Here is a 14,747-nt window from a genome sequence, read left to right as displayed (position 1 = left end):
TTTCTATGATCAAACGTTTTTAATTCATCAAAGAAACGTCTTGATAATACTTATAAGTAAATAATTTTTATTTTATTATATTTCGGGTAATTAAACATATATGGTGTAGTCCTTACGCAAACATAGGCTTTTCTGCCAAAAAAGGTGGATGATAGTGGATGATAGTGTAGGTATACCTCCACTGGTTAACGAACTGTAGGATAGATGTTTACACGTGAAGTGGAGTTTTTTTGTTCGTTTTGAACCTTTTTAGTATTTTTGTTTTTTCGAGTAACAAATTCTTATAGAAACGTAAGAAAAAATCATGATTAAGCAATTTGGAGAGTTGTATATGCAGAAGGAAATAGTTTATATGTAGCATGTATTTTCAAGACTCAATTGACTCATGTTTCAAGTATCGGAAGAATGGAATGAGAATGAACAAAATGAGTCTTGTATATTTGTTAGAAATTCGCTATAAAATGGTGAGATTTCAATTTCACTTTTACCCCGATAATGTCACTTAATATCACTCACCAAATCCCGATATGCATTATTCAATATCTATTGACAGCGTTGACCAGTGATCTGCAGAATGGGTTAAATACATGCTAATTTAATTCTGCCAACGGGTTATCCACTGTATAATTACCTAAATTCAACTGGATTATGCAGCATTTATTTACGAAAAGAGTTTCTTATTTTTTCGTAAGCCTCTGTGTAAAGCTCTTCGTTTCTTCCTTTCAGAGGATAATCTTTGGCTGCAAGGATGGGTATCACCTTGACAGGATGATTTTTAGCATTATAGATATTGCCGCAGATGGATTCGAAAGCTTTTCCATTCACCGGTTGATAGAAAGGTGCTGACATATCCTCAAGACCTTTACGACGTGGTTGAGCCTCTTCTATGAATTTATTGTCGTCGCCATAGAATCCCAATTTTTGTAACCAATAATTTGTTTGCAAAGACATGGTCAACACATATTCGATTGTTGGATATTGTTCTAACAGCCATTCGATATGAGACAGTCCCTTAATAGCATACTCTTCTGGGATAAGAACTCTTTTTCCCCTCGGAGCAGGAGTTAACTGGTCATTACACAAGTTAGTAATGTATATCTCTTGGGGCTTGACACTATTGAGAGTGACGAAAGCTATATGACTGAATAAATTGCGTGCTTCCACATTACGACTACGTTCTCCGTCATCTTCCGGAAAACTGCGAAAATAATAGTCGGCAAACATGGCTACTTCGGTCGCTGTGTCGGACCATTGTAAATTAGAATCTTCACCTATCACTAATATCTTTGCCGTTTCAGACGGTTTTAAGTCTTTTGATCTCATTATCTTGTTGTTAAATTACAATTTGTTTTTATCTTGATGCAAAGATACGATTAATTTGTCATTTCTCAGCATTTGGGGGAACTTTATAAAATAGCTTTAAATCCGCAGAGATATTTCTTGTGATTATTCACTACTTACCTTTGAGGAGATTTAAATTCTCTGTCAGTATTTCAACCAGACGTGGTATAGCATAATTGTCTAGTTCGGATTCGTTAATCCAAATAAAGTCTTTTGGTAATTCTGGCTTACTTTGTGTTTCTTGAAGATAGAAGTCTGCATAAATAATCTGATGTGTGAGCACATGCTTCACTTCTTTCTTTAATAATGTAAGTTTTCCTTTGAAATCTGGTATCTCTCCGTCCTCAATCAGAAGCGGTTCCCATAATCCCTGCCAAATGTCGCCTGCAGGACGTCGATGGATTGCAGTCTGATTCTGATAGCGCAGGTAGACATACGTGAAATGTCTTGTTTTAATCTTAATAGTCTTAATCTTTACAGGCAATAATCCAATCCTATCAGAGCGGAATGCCTCGCATCTTTCCGACAAAGGGCAGTCTTGACAGTGTGGTGAGGTAGGAGTGCATTGAATAGCGCCGAAATCCATCATTGCTTGATTGAAAGCCGCTGGTTGGTCTGTTGATAATAATGATTGCGCTAATGCTGCAAACTCTTTTTTCCCCTCTGTAGAATTGATAGGTGTTTCAATTCCATAAACACGTGACAGCAAACGGTAAACATTTCCGTCCACGACTGCAACAGGTAGGTTGAAAGCAATGGAACCAACGGCTGCTGCTGTATAGTCGCCTACTCCTTTTAGTTTTTTGATGTCCTCAAATGTATTCGGGAAATGACCTAATGTTACAATCTGTTGGGCGGCAGTGTGTAGATTTCGTGCTCTGCTATAGTATCCTAATCCCTGCCAATAGCGTAGCACTTCGTCTTCTGTTGCTTCAGCAAGGTCGTTCACAGTTGGAAAGCGTTGCATAAACCTTTCCCAATAGGCATAACCTTGTTGAATGCGTGTCTGCTGCAAAATTATCTCGCTCAACCATATCGCATACGGATCTTTCGTCTCACGCCACGGTAAGTCGCGTCCATTTTCCTCAAACCATTTGAGCAATATCCATGTGAAATTATTATTAGTCATGTCTCTCTTTTGCGCTTTATCATTTTTCAAAGGTACAATAAAATCTTGATAATTGTTTTTTCTTGAAACTATTTTTCAAGACTCTTCTGCTTATGCATTGCTTGAAATGACATATCCTCAAATTCTACAGTTCACAAAAATATATGGAGAATCAGCCTTAAATATGCATAATTAACCAAATTAGAGCAAAAAATGATACAGGGTGTAAAGTTTTAGAAACATTGTGATTGTTGTTTCTAAAATATTTTATGTTATTTTGCAAATGGTTTTATTAATACTATACTTATAAATGAAAAGAATACTTTTATCTATGCTTATGGCAACGGCTTCTGCTGCCAGCTTTGCTCAGAATCCTATTGTGCAGACAAATTATACAACAGACCCTGCACCAATGGCAGACGGTGACAGAATGTATGTATATACAGGTCATGATGAAGACAATGCTAACTTCTTCTGGATGAACGATTGGCGTGTTTATTCAAGTGCCGATATGGTTAACTGGACAGATCATGGTTCTCCATTATCTTTGGCATCATTCTCATGGGCAGATGGAAGAGCTTGGGCCGCACAGACTATAAAGCGAAACGGTAAATATTATTGGTATGTATGCGCACATTCTAAATTGAGTGGTGCAATGGCAATAGGTGTCGCTATTGGTGACAGTCCTACAGGACCTTTTAAGGATGCTATCGGCAAACCGCTTGCTGACGGTAACTGGGATTACATTGATCCAACAGTCATGCTAGATGATGACGGTCAGGCTTATCTATGTTGGGGAAATCCACGTATTTATTTCTGCAAGTTGAATAAGGATATGGTAAGCATTGATGGAAAGATTGAAAATATTCCGCAAGATGAAAATAGTTTCGGTGGTCCTTCATTCCGTGACAGACAGAAAGGGGTGAAATACAAAGATAGCTATACAGAAGGTCCTTGGTTAATGAAGCGCAATAAAAACTACTATTTGTTGTATGCTGCTGGTGGGGTGCCAGAACATATTGCTTACTCTATGGCTAAGAAGCCATTTGGACCATGGAAATATATGGGTGAGGTAATGCCTTTGTCAAATACAGGTAGTTTTACAAATCATTGTGGAGTTACTGATTTCAAGGGACATTCTTATTTCTTCTATCATACAGGTAAGCTTCCTAAGGGTGGAGGCTTTGATCGCAGTGTCGCTATAGAAGAGTTTAAATATAACAAGGATGGTTCGTTCCCAACTATCCTGCCTACAAGCGCAGGAGTACAACCTATAGGAACTATGAACCCTAAAAATAGAGTTGAAGCAGAGACAATGGCATTCTCTAAGGGCGTAAAGGTTGAACAGAATGAAGAAACTGGCGTTTATGTAAGTGGTATCCATAGCGGCGATTCCATTGTTGTGCGTGTGTTAGATTTCGGAACTACATCTCCAAAAACATTCACAGCAAGTGTAGCTAGTGCTCTGCAAGGAGGAAAAATTGAAGTTCATGCTGATAAGCCAGATGGAAAATTACTTTGTACATTAACAGCTCCTTATACAGGAGGTTGGGAAAAGTGGCAAACTGTAGACGCGAATCTAAATGAAGAGATAACAGGTGTACACGATTTGTATTTCTTGTTTAAAGGTAATCAAGGTGCTAAATTGTTTAACTTTGATTGGTGGCAGTTTAAATAAAATATAGTTTATTATTATGAGAAGACTTTCTTTAATCATACTTTTATTTGCAATATGTAATATACATATTAAATCAGCTACGCAATTTGTCGTTTTTTCAAAGGCTACACATGCAGTACGTATTGTAGATAAGTATACACAACCAACTATACTCCAAGATATTAAAGATTATAAAGGGGTGAGTATAGCAGTGGATAATCTTAAAAAAGATATCAAATCAGTAACAGGTGTAGATGTGAAGGAGTCAATAAACGCAAATATCATAATAGGAACAATTGGCAAAAGTCGTTATATCGATACACTTATAAAACAAAATAAGCTTGATAGTCGTTTGCTGAATGGTAAAAAAGAAAAATATATAATAACGACAATTGATGGTAAATTAATTATAGCAGGAAGCGACAAACGTGGTACTATTTATGGAATATATGAACTATCACGTCAGATTGGTGTATTCCCATGGAATTGGTGGGCGGATGTACCAGCTGAAAAACATAATGAAATATTTGTCAAGGAAGGTTGTTATACTGATGGAGAACCATCTGTTAAGTATCGTGGTATATTTATCAATGACGAATGGCCGGCAATGGGAAATTGGGCAACAGAAAAATATGGAGGTTTCAATAGTAAAATGTATGTGCATGTTTTTGAATTGTTGTTACGTCTGAAAGCTAATTTTTTATGGCCTGCTATGTGGAATAGTGCTTTTTATGCTGATGATTCTCTTAACAGTAAATTGGCAAATGATATGGGGATAATAATAGGAACTTCTCATCATGAGCCAATGGGACGCAATCATCAGGAATATGCTCGTAACAGAGAAAAATATGGTGAATGGAATTATCAAACCAATAAAAAACGTTTGGATGAATTCTTTAAAGAAGGCATAAGTAGACTAAAAGGTACTGAAGATGTAGTGACTATAGCTATGCGAGGTGATGGTGATGCTCCAATGGGACCTAACACTGATACGAAAGTGTTGGAAAATATTGTTGCTGACCAACGTAAAATAATAGAAAAAGTAACAGGTAAACCAGCCTATAAAACTCCTCAAGTGTGGGCATTGTATAGTGAGGTCCTTGATTATTATGATAAAGGTATGAAAATACCTGATGATGTAATGATACTGCTGTGTGATGATAATTGGGGGGATGTACGCAGACTTCCTAATATTAAAGGTAAATCACATCCTGGTGGATATGGAATGTATTACCATGTAGACTTACATGGAGCGCCACGTGCATATCAATGGCTAAATATGACACAGATCCAACATATGTGGGAGCAATTACAAGTTACTTATGATTATGGTGTAGATAAAATGTGGATATTGAATGTTGGTGATATAAAACCGATGGAATACCCAATGTCTTTTTTCCTTGATATGGCTTGGAATCCAAAGCAGTTTAATGAGAATAATATCAATGATTATTCTCTTAGATTCTGTACACAGCAGTTTGGTGAGCAGCAGGCTAAAGAAGCGGCTTTCATACTTGATAAATATTGTAAATATTGCAGTAGAGTGAGCGCCGAGATGCTTGATGATAAAACTTATAATTTAGAATCTGGTGAATTTAAGTCTGTCAAAGATGAATTCTTAGCTTTAGAAGCACATGCATTAAGACAATATCTTACATTGAAAGACGAATATCGTGATGCCTATAAAGAATTGATCTTATACCCAGTTCAGGCTATGGCAAATTTGTATGAGATGTATTATGCTTTAGCTATGAATAAAAAAGCTTTTAATAATAATCAACGTCAAGAGAATTATTATTGGGCATCAAAAGTAGAAGAGGCTTTTAAAAGAGATTCTTTATTAAGTTATGATTATAATCACAATATAGCAGGTGGCAAATGGAATCATATGATGGATCAGGTTCATATTGGCTATAGTTCTTGGGATGCTCCTTTAAATAATATTATGCCTAGTGTATCACGTTTAGATCCGCAGGCAAAGAATGAGGGTGGACTAATCTTTAAGCAGAGGAATGGCGTTGTTGTTGTGGAGGCGGAACATTACTATAAGGCTCTGACTAATGATAAAGTTCATTGGGGAGTAATACCAGATTTGGGGAGAACTAACTCTAGTATTGCATTGTTTCCTTATACTCAAGCTACTGATGGTTGCTCGTTAGTATATAAAATGAAAACTGATTCAACACTCAGCCATGTTAAACTTTATCTAGTGCTTGGGGCAACATTGCCGTTTAATTTGACTGGACATAGAATTAATATCTCTGTTGACGGAGGAAAGGAGCAAAGTATGAATATCAATAATGATTTCGATTGGGCACATTGTTATACAAAGATGTATCCCACAGGTGCAGCTCGTATTATAGAAGTAGCATTTAATATAGATATGATTCCAAAGAAAGAACCACATACGTTGAAAATATCTCCTTTAGATCCTGGAATTGTATTCCAAAAGCTAGTAGTAGATTGTGGTGGGTATGAGAAAACACGTCTTTATCTGAAGGAATCAGAATATGTACATGAATAATTTGAGTCTAATTGTATCTAAAAAAATGATGTCTTTTATCTGCGGTAGTCTTGATGTGATTATCCAATAAGGTGATAATTCTTCATTTTTGCCGTAATAAGGATGACTATGATATATCAGAAAAAGTATTGGAAACAAATTAAGCGTTGTTTTCAATGCTTTTTTAGTTACTTTGCATATTAATAATTAATACTTAAAATAATGAAACGGATCTTATCTTTTATGTTGTTGGCAACATCCTCTTTGGGTTGTTTTGCACAACATCCTATTCTTACAACAAAATACACAGCTGATCCTGCCCCTATGGTATATAAGGACACAGTCTATTTGTATACCACTCATGATGAGGACAATGCTGACGGATTCCTGATGAAAGATTGGCTGTTGTTTACCTCTACTGATATGGTAAACTGGACAGATCATGGAGCTGTTGCTTCACTTAAAAGTTTTGCATGGACTAAAATTGATAATGGCGCATGGGCAGAACAAGTCGTTGCCCGCAATGGCAAGTTTTATATGTATTGTCCTATTCATGGCAATGGCATAGGAGTGCTTGTCTCAGACAGTCCTTACGGACCATTTGTTGACCCGATAAACAAACCGCTTGTTTGGCAGAAAGAAAATTGGAATGATATAGATCCTACTGTGTTCATTGACAATGATGGACAAGCTTATATGTATTGGGGTAATCCAGACCCATATTATGTAAAACTTAATAATGATATGATTTCATATTCTGGAGAAATTCATAAAGTAGCTCGTCCTGCTCATTATCAGGAAGGTCCTTGGTTCTATAAGCGTGCAGGTAAATATTATCTAGCATACGCTTCTACATGTTGCCCTGAAGGTATAGGATATGCGATGAGTGACTCTCCTACAGGTCCGTGGACATTCAAAAACTATATAATGGCGCCGACAGATAAGAGTAGGGGAAACCATCCTGGAATAATGGATTATAAAGGAAAATCTTATGTGTTTGGACTCAACTATGACCTTATGCATGCCCATGGTATAATGGAGCATCATGAGCGTCGTTCTGTTTCTGTTGCAGAAATGCATTATCGTAAAGACGGAACAATAGAGGAAGTACCATATTGGACCAAGGAAGGCGTGGCACAGATCGGACACCTTAATCCTTATAAGCGTGTAGAAGCTGAGACTATGGCTTGGAGTAAAGGCGTGAAGGCAGAGAAGATGAATAATCGTGTTGCTGTAAATGATATCCACAATGGTGATTATATACTATTGAAGGGTGTTGACTTCGGTAAAGGTGCAAAGAATATAACTATAAATGCTGAACCTTTGAATGGAGGTAATGTGGAAATCCGCATTGATGGTATGAATGGTAAAGTTTTAGGTACTTGTAAGATCTCTGGTGAAAATAATCAATGGCGTGAATATATCGCTAGTATGATAAAAACTAGTGGTATACATGATTTATATCTAATATTCAAGGGCAGTGTAGACAAAGAACTGTTTAAGTTGGATTATTGGCAGATGAAGAAACTTTGATATTTTACTTACGTGTCATAATCATAAATGTTATATGAACAAGAGGGTATTTTTAATCGTCATAGTTTTCTTACAGGTTTCTATTGCAGCAATGTCGCAGAAAGTTTTGCGATATGCTGCAAATAATAAACGTGTAGATATCACGACCATAGACGGAACTATAACGATACAACCACTTACTGATAATGCCGTAAGAATGACATTCAGCAAACAGGTGTATCGTGTTATGCCAGAATTGGTGTATGTAGAAAACTTGAAAAATCCAACATTCAATGTAGAGAATAATAAAGATAAAATATCTATTTGTCTGAAGAATATTACGGTAGAAGTAGACCGCAATACTGGATTAATAGCATACTTAGGCAAGAATGGCAAACAGATTCTTGCTGAAAACGGACGCAGTCTGGATCATTCTTTTCTCGGTAAAGAGAAAACTTACGTTGCTGAACAGCATTTTGTTTCTCCGTCAGACGAGCATCAATATGGATTAGGACAGTTTCAGGATGGATATCTTGACGTTCGTGGACTTTCACGACGACTTACTCAGGTGAATACGCAGATTTCTATACCAATGATATTATCAAATAAGGGATATGGATTACTGTGGAATAATTACGGTCTGGTAGATTTTAATCCTTCTGATAATAAGGTTGCTCTAAAGAAAAATGCTGAGAGCGGAGATGTAACAGAGGTTGATGTCACGACAACAAATGGAAATAAAAAAGAGCGACGTGAAAGTAATGTATTCGAAGCTGATATAAATGTTGATAAAGAAGGTGAATATTCTTTTCTTCTTGATGTAGGCCAGAAAATGGCTAGAAAACTGAATCTTGAGATTGACGGACAAAGACTGATAAACATGGAAAATCTGTGGCTTCCGCCTACATCTTCTGTTATTACACATTTATCAGCTGGAATTCATCATGTTAAAGCACAGCTTACAAACAACGACTCGCCTACACTCTATTTCCATAAGGTGATAGATGAGACCGTGTTTCGTTCGCCAGTTGCTCAAAGCATAGACTATACCGTCTTTGCTGGTAATGCTGATGAGGCTATGGCTGCTTATCGCAAGGTTACTGGCGAAGCTCCTATTATGCCTTTATGGGCACTGGGTTACATCCATTGCCGTGAACGTTTTAATTCACAAAAAGAGATATTAGAAACAGCTAAGCGATTCCGAAAAGAGTCTTTCCCTGTAGATATGATGGTTCAGGATTGGCAGTATTGGGGAAAATATGGTTGGAATGCCATGAGGTTCGACGAAGACAGATATCCTAATGTGAAGAGCATGACAGACAGTCTTCATGCTATGGGTATTAAGTTTATGGTTTCTGTTTGGTCTAATACTGACCATAAAACAGAACTAGGACACGAATTGGACAGTTTGGGATATTTTATTCCGAATACAAATTGGGTTGACTTCTTCAATCCAAAGGCAGCTGAATTTTATTGGAGTAATTTCAGCAGACGTATGCTTAAACCTTATGGTATTGATGCATGGTGGCAGGATGCAACAGAACCTGAGAATGATGACTTGAGTGGAAGATTTATCAACAATGGTACAACACCTGGCGAAATATTCAGAAATACTTATCCGCTGCTGGTAAACAAAACTGTTTATGAGGGTTGTCGTAAAGATAATCCAATGCAACGTACGATGATACTTACCCGTTGTGCTTATACCGGAATACAGCGTTATAGCATTGCCAATTGGTCGGGTGACGTTGGCAATGATTGGGATACATTCAAACGACAGATAACAGCAGGATTGGGATTAATGTCTGCTGGAATACCTTGGTGGACTTATGATGCTGGAGGTTTCTTCCGTCCTGGCAATCAATACAATGATTCTCTTTATCATGAACGTTTCATGAGATGGATGCAGACTTCTGTATATTTACCTTTGATGCGTGTGCATGGCTATATGACTAATACAGAATTTTGGAATTACGGTCCAAAGGTATCTGACAATGCACGACAGTGTCTGGATATGCGTTATAGACTATTACCTTATATTTACACAAATGCCGCCGCCGTATTAATGGAAGGAATATCTATTATGCGACCGCTTATTATGGATTTTGCCAATGATGAGTTGGCTTTGAGACAAAAAACTGAGTATATGTTTGGTAAGTCCTTGTTAGTAGCTCCTGTATTTGAACAGGGAATAAGTCAGATGCCAGTTTATCTTCCAAAAGATACAAAATGGTATGACTTCGTTACTAATAAGATGTATGCTGGTGGCGATACATATCAAATGCCTATAGTAAAGGAACGAATACCTGTATATGCAAAAGCTGGTTCTATAATTCCGTTAGGACCTTCTGTTCAGAGCACTGCTGAAGAGCGTGATGCTCCTTGGGAGATTCGTATTTATGGCGGATCTGACGGAAAGTTTACTGTTTATGAAGATGACGGAACAAGTTATAATTACGAGAAGGGTGCATATTCTACTTATCAAATAACATGGAAAGACAACAGCCGCGTCCTTGAAATAGGACAGCGAAAGGGAACTTTCAAAGGTATGTGTAAGAAGCGTACGCTTAAACTTGTTTATATAAATAACGAAAGTCAGAACGTATCAGAAACAATAACATATTCTGGTAAGAAAATAATTTTAAGATTTTAAGTAATAAATATGAAAAGAGCATTATTTTTATTTTGTAGTATAATTCTTTCGTGTGTTACGGCTTTTTCTCAGGAACAAAACAATGTTATAAAAAGTCCTGATGGAAAAATATGTGTGACTGTTACTGATGATAATGGAAAACCACAATATGCGGTTAAATATGGCGATAAAGTGTTTATACAACCTTCTCTTCTGGGTGTTGTAAGTAATTATGCTGACTATTCAGAAAATCTAAGACTGAAGGATGTAAAAACATCAAAGTTAGATGAAAATTATTCATTGCCCAACATCAAGCAGAGCAATGTGCATTATGTAGCCAATGAGGCTGTTTGTAAATTTTATCGTGATTCTGTAAATGTGCTTGATGTTATCTTTAGAGTTAGCAATCGTGATGTAGCTTTCAGATATATAATTCATCCTACAAGTGCACATCTTAGCTGTACTATAACAAAAGAGCTGACACAGTTTAAGCCTGCAACAGGAAGTACTACTTTCCTTTGTCCGCAAGCTAAACCGATGGGTGGATTTGCTGGCACATCTCCAAGTTATGAGACATCATATACTCTTGATGATGCAATGGGGAAAAACGGTTGGGGTGAAGGCTACACATTCCCTTGCTTGTTTAAAAATCAGAATGATGGTTGGATACTTGTTTCTGAAACTGGTGTCGACGGAGGTTATTGCGCAGGAAGACTTTTGGGAGACCCTGACGGAACTTATCGCTTAGGATTCCCACAAAGTGGAGAATGTAATGGTAACGGCACTGTATCTCCAGGAATCTCTTTGCCGGGTAAGACTCCTTGGCGTACTATAACTTTAGGAACAACTCTCGCAAATATTGTTGAGACAACAGTTCCTTTCGATGTAGTTGAAAGAAAATATGAACCGTCTAAGGAATATACTTATGGCAAAGGTTCATGGAGTTGGATTATAGGTATGGACGCTAGTTGCAACTATAACGAACAGAAGCGATATATTGATTTCTCTGCTGCTATGGGCTATCAGTCTGTACTTGTAGATGCATTATGGGATACTCAGATTGGTCGTGATAAGATTGCAGAACTTGCGGCTTATGGTGCTAAAAAAGGTGTTTCACTATATCTGTGGTATAATTCTAATGGTTATTGGAATGATGCTTTTCAGTCTCCACGCGGAATAATGAATGATCCTATCTTGCGCAAAAAGGAAATGAAATGGATGCAGCAGACTGGTATAAAAGGTATTAAGGTTGATTTCTTCGGAGGTGACAAACAAATCATGATGCAGGTTTATGAAGGTATACTATCAGATGCCAATGACTACGGACTTGAAGTTATTTTCCATGGATGTACAATTCCTAGAGGTTGGGAGCGTATGTATCCTAACTATGCAGCTAGTGAGGCTGTTCTGGCAAGTGAAAATCTTCACTTCTCTCAGGATTTTTGCAATCGTGAGGCTGTAAATGCCTGTATTCATCCTTTCGTCCGTAACACAATAGGAAGTATGGACTTTGGAGGTAGTGCACTTAACAAGTATTATAATGCTGATAATAAGCATGGTAATCATCGTGTTACTTCTGATGTATATGCTTTGGCAACAGCAGTGTTGTTCCAAAGTGCAGTACAGCATTTTGCGTTAGCACCAAACAATCTTCAAGATGCTCCTTCATGGGCTATTGACTTCATGAAGAATGTTCCTACTACGTGGGATGAAGTAAAATACATAGATGGTTATCCTGGTAAATATATAGTTTTAGCACGCCGACATGGTGACAAATGGTATATTGCAGGTGTAAATGCAGAAAGCAAGACCTTAAAGAAAACGATAGATCTATCAATGCTTGCTGGTGCAAAGAAGTTGATGATATATACTGATGATGCTTCTTTGAAAGGCTCAGTAAAAGTAGTCAAGAATACAAGAAAACTTTCGATAAGTATTCCACAAAATGGTGGTATTGTAATAAATACCGCAGAATAATAAATAGCAATCCCTTTCCTCTATTTCTTAGATGAAGGGGATTGTCCGTTTTTAATCAAGATAACGTCTGTGTCCTGACATGTAACCATGCAACCTTTTGGTAGTAGTTTAATCCAAGGTAGCACTACATCAAGAAAGCTGTTTATATTTTCTTCTGTGTCAACAATTTCAACGATGACAGGCACTTTGTCTATGAGTTCCCAGAATTTATCAGAGTGGAGTTTGCTGCTTGTTCCATATCCCATAATACCCTTATACACAGTTGCTCCTCCTAATCCATGCTCTTTGGCCGCAACAGCAATTGCTTCGTAAACAGAAATATGTTTCACTACATCAGTACTGCTAACGTAGAATCTTAAGACTTTTGCTTTTGAACTTGATTCCATAACTATATTAATTTAATGAGTGAATAACCTAGAAACAATAACAGATAGCCGCAAATGATGCTAGCTCCCAAATATACAGAACTATAGAAGAAATTTTCAGCCTTTATCAGTTGGAAATTGTCTCCCATGAAAGTAGAGAATGTTGTGAAACCTCCACAGAAACCAACTGTAAGAAACAACTTCAGATTGGTATTCATCAAGTTGCCACGATCAAACAGTCCGTAAAGAAGTCCTATGATAAAACATCCTAGGATATTTACAATGAATGTTCCCAAGGGGAATCCACTACTTGTCATATTTTGCACATACTTAGATAGCAAATAGCGTGAAATGCCACCTGTGCAACTTCCAAGGCCAATATAAAATAAAGTTCTAATCATAGTTTATCATTATTTTGTCATTGCAAAGTAAATAAAAATATTTGGTTTAACAGCATCAAAATGACGAAAACCTATTTGTTATAGCATGAATTTTAACTCATCACTAAGCAACGTCTCAACTTTCTTAGCTCTTCTCCATACCGTATAACTCACATCTCTTTATAATTATAAACTGTTGAGCATAATATTTTGATTTTAAATGTTAATAAAATAAAACTGTTGTTGTTTTAGTGTCTTCTGTATGTTATTGATAGACAGTGATATGGGAAAATATGTAAAATATGTAAAGGTTAAAATCAAAAATAATCAATTACTGTATTCTTATTTTTAATAAATTTGCTGTACAAAATAATAACGCAAATAATCTTAATAGAATCAAAATAAATTGTATGTATAAGTATTTAAAATATAGTTATATCTTGTTCTTACTTTGCCTTGTCAGTTGTAGTAGTGACGATACAGATGAGTTTCAAGATGCAGTTACGCTAAACGTGATGAATGAAGTAAATGGTAAAACATTTATTGGAAATACTGACGTGTTTCTTAACAAGAACAACAATTTCCAAAGTGAATCGTGGTATATCGCTCCAGCAGGAACTTTGGACAAGGAAACGCAACCAGATTTGGTCTCTTTAATACGAGAGGCTGCTGCAGAACCTAATCATTTGTATTGTCTTTATAATTCAGGAAGTTTTATAACGTTCCGATCAGGAGAAAAAGCTATATATTTAGGCTCTGAATATTATAAACTGATAGTAGAATCCAATATCCCTTCGAATGACTTAATTCAAGGAATGAAGGTTAAGTATAAGAGAATGATAGTTTCAGATAATAAACTCCCTGCAAAAAACACCATGATAGGGAGTATGGCTAATGTTGGTGATGAAATATCATATAATGTTGGTAATGTCACAGAATATGCTTTTGATGAGGCTTTATCTTATAATCAAGATTGTTTTGATATAAGTCTTAGTAATGGTGTATTGAAGATCATTCAAAAAAAGCCAGTTGACAAGATACATGGGCCGTATGGAGATTATAAGATTTTTATTCGCTCAGGTAATGTATTTACATCATTAGCTTTTCAAGTAGGAGTTTAATATAGACTTACTTAACCATATATATACATTTCGAAAGGTAAATATTTTGACAGAAAGTATTCTCAATACTTTCTGTCGGATATTTATTTATAAAGCATTAACCATAACCATGATATAATGCACATGTAATAATCGTGTTTGTAAGTATCCT

The 14,747-nt window shown here is 36.5% G+C and carries 10 protein-coding genes; 6 read left to right on the top strand and 4 right to left on the bottom strand.

Translation table 11 applies throughout. The annotated features are described in order from the left end of the window. Positions 1–657 precede the first annotated feature (657 nt). Together HEQ28_RS07865 and mutY are read right to left on the bottom strand one after the other, a co-directional pair. Complete coding sequence (locus HEQ28_RS07865; RefSeq protein ID WP_434501721.1) at positions 658–1,323, bottom strand: hypothetical protein; 666 nt, start codon at positions 1,321–1,323, stop codon at positions 658–660. Positions 1,324–1,453: 130 nt separating this feature from the next. Further along, entirely contained in the window at positions 1,454–2,470 is a 1,017-nt protein-coding gene (gene mutY, locus HEQ28_RS07860) for an A/G-specific adenine glycosylase (protein WP_434501720.1), read from the bottom strand. A 289-nt stretch (positions 2,471–2,759) separates the two neighbouring features. Between mutY and HEQ28_RS07855 the strand changes: the two genes are divergently transcribed. The 5 genes from HEQ28_RS07855 (at position 2,760) to HEQ28_RS07835 (ending at position 12,730) form a co-directional block, all read left to right on the top strand. Continuing rightward, positions 2,760–4,127 (top strand): glycoside hydrolase family 43 protein, encoded by a 1,368-nt coding sequence (locus HEQ28_RS07855; protein WP_434501719.1) that lies wholly within the window; start codon positions 2,760–2,762, stop codon positions 4,125–4,127. A 16-nt stretch (positions 4,128–4,143) separates the two neighbouring features. Then, a complete protein-coding gene (locus HEQ28_RS07850; RefSeq protein ID WP_434501718.1) occupies positions 4,144–6,630 on the top strand; it encodes a glycosyl hydrolase 115 family protein in 2,487 nt (828 codons plus the stop codon). A gap of 201 nt (positions 6,631–6,831) precedes the next feature. After that, positions 6,832–8,142, top strand: coding sequence for a glycoside hydrolase family 43 protein (locus HEQ28_RS07845; protein WP_434501717.1), 1,311 nt, complete (start codon positions 6,832–6,834; stop codon positions 8,140–8,142). A gap of 91 nt (positions 8,143–8,233) precedes the next feature. Then, a complete protein-coding gene (locus HEQ28_RS07840; RefSeq protein WP_434501716.1) occupies positions 8,234–10,774 on the top strand; it encodes a glycoside hydrolase family 31 protein in 2,541 nt (846 codons plus the stop codon). A gap of 9 nt (positions 10,775–10,783) precedes the next feature. After that, positions 10,784–12,730 carry a glycoside hydrolase family 97 protein gene (locus HEQ28_RS07835; RefSeq protein WP_434501715.1) on the top strand — a complete coding sequence of 649 codons (1,947 nt, stop codon included), beginning with the start codon at positions 10,784–10,786 and terminating at the stop codon, positions 12,728–12,730. 20 nt (positions 12,731–12,750) lie between these two features. Here the strand turns inward: HEQ28_RS07835 and HEQ28_RS07830 are convergent, their stop codons facing one another. Continuing rightward, positions 12,751–13,116: a DUF190 domain-containing protein gene (locus tag HEQ28_RS07830; protein WP_434501714.1), complete on the bottom strand. Its 366-nt coding sequence runs from the start codon at positions 13,114–13,116 to the stop codon at positions 12,751–12,753. Between the two features lie 2 nt (positions 13,117–13,118). Beyond that, entirely contained in the window at positions 13,119–13,496 is a 378-nt protein-coding gene (gene crcB / locus HEQ28_RS07825) for a fluoride efflux transporter CrcB (protein WP_434501713.1), read from the bottom strand. Between the two features lie 389 nt (positions 13,497–13,885). Between crcB and HEQ28_RS07820 the strand changes: the two genes are divergently transcribed. Then, positions 13,886–14,596 carry a DUF5036 family protein gene (locus HEQ28_RS07820; protein WP_434501712.1) on the top strand — a complete coding sequence of 237 codons (711 nt, stop codon included), beginning with the start codon at positions 13,886–13,888 and terminating at the stop codon, positions 14,594–14,596. Positions 14,597–14,747: the final 151 nt, after the last annotated feature.

The organism is Prevotella sp. (genome assembly GCF_051059605.1).
In the GTDB taxonomy this organism is placed as follows: domain Bacteria; phylum Bacteroidota; class Bacteroidia; order Bacteroidales; family Bacteroidaceae; genus Prevotella.
Note: the sequence above shows the minus strand (reverse complement) of the source record. Positions and strands in the feature narration are given on the sequence as shown.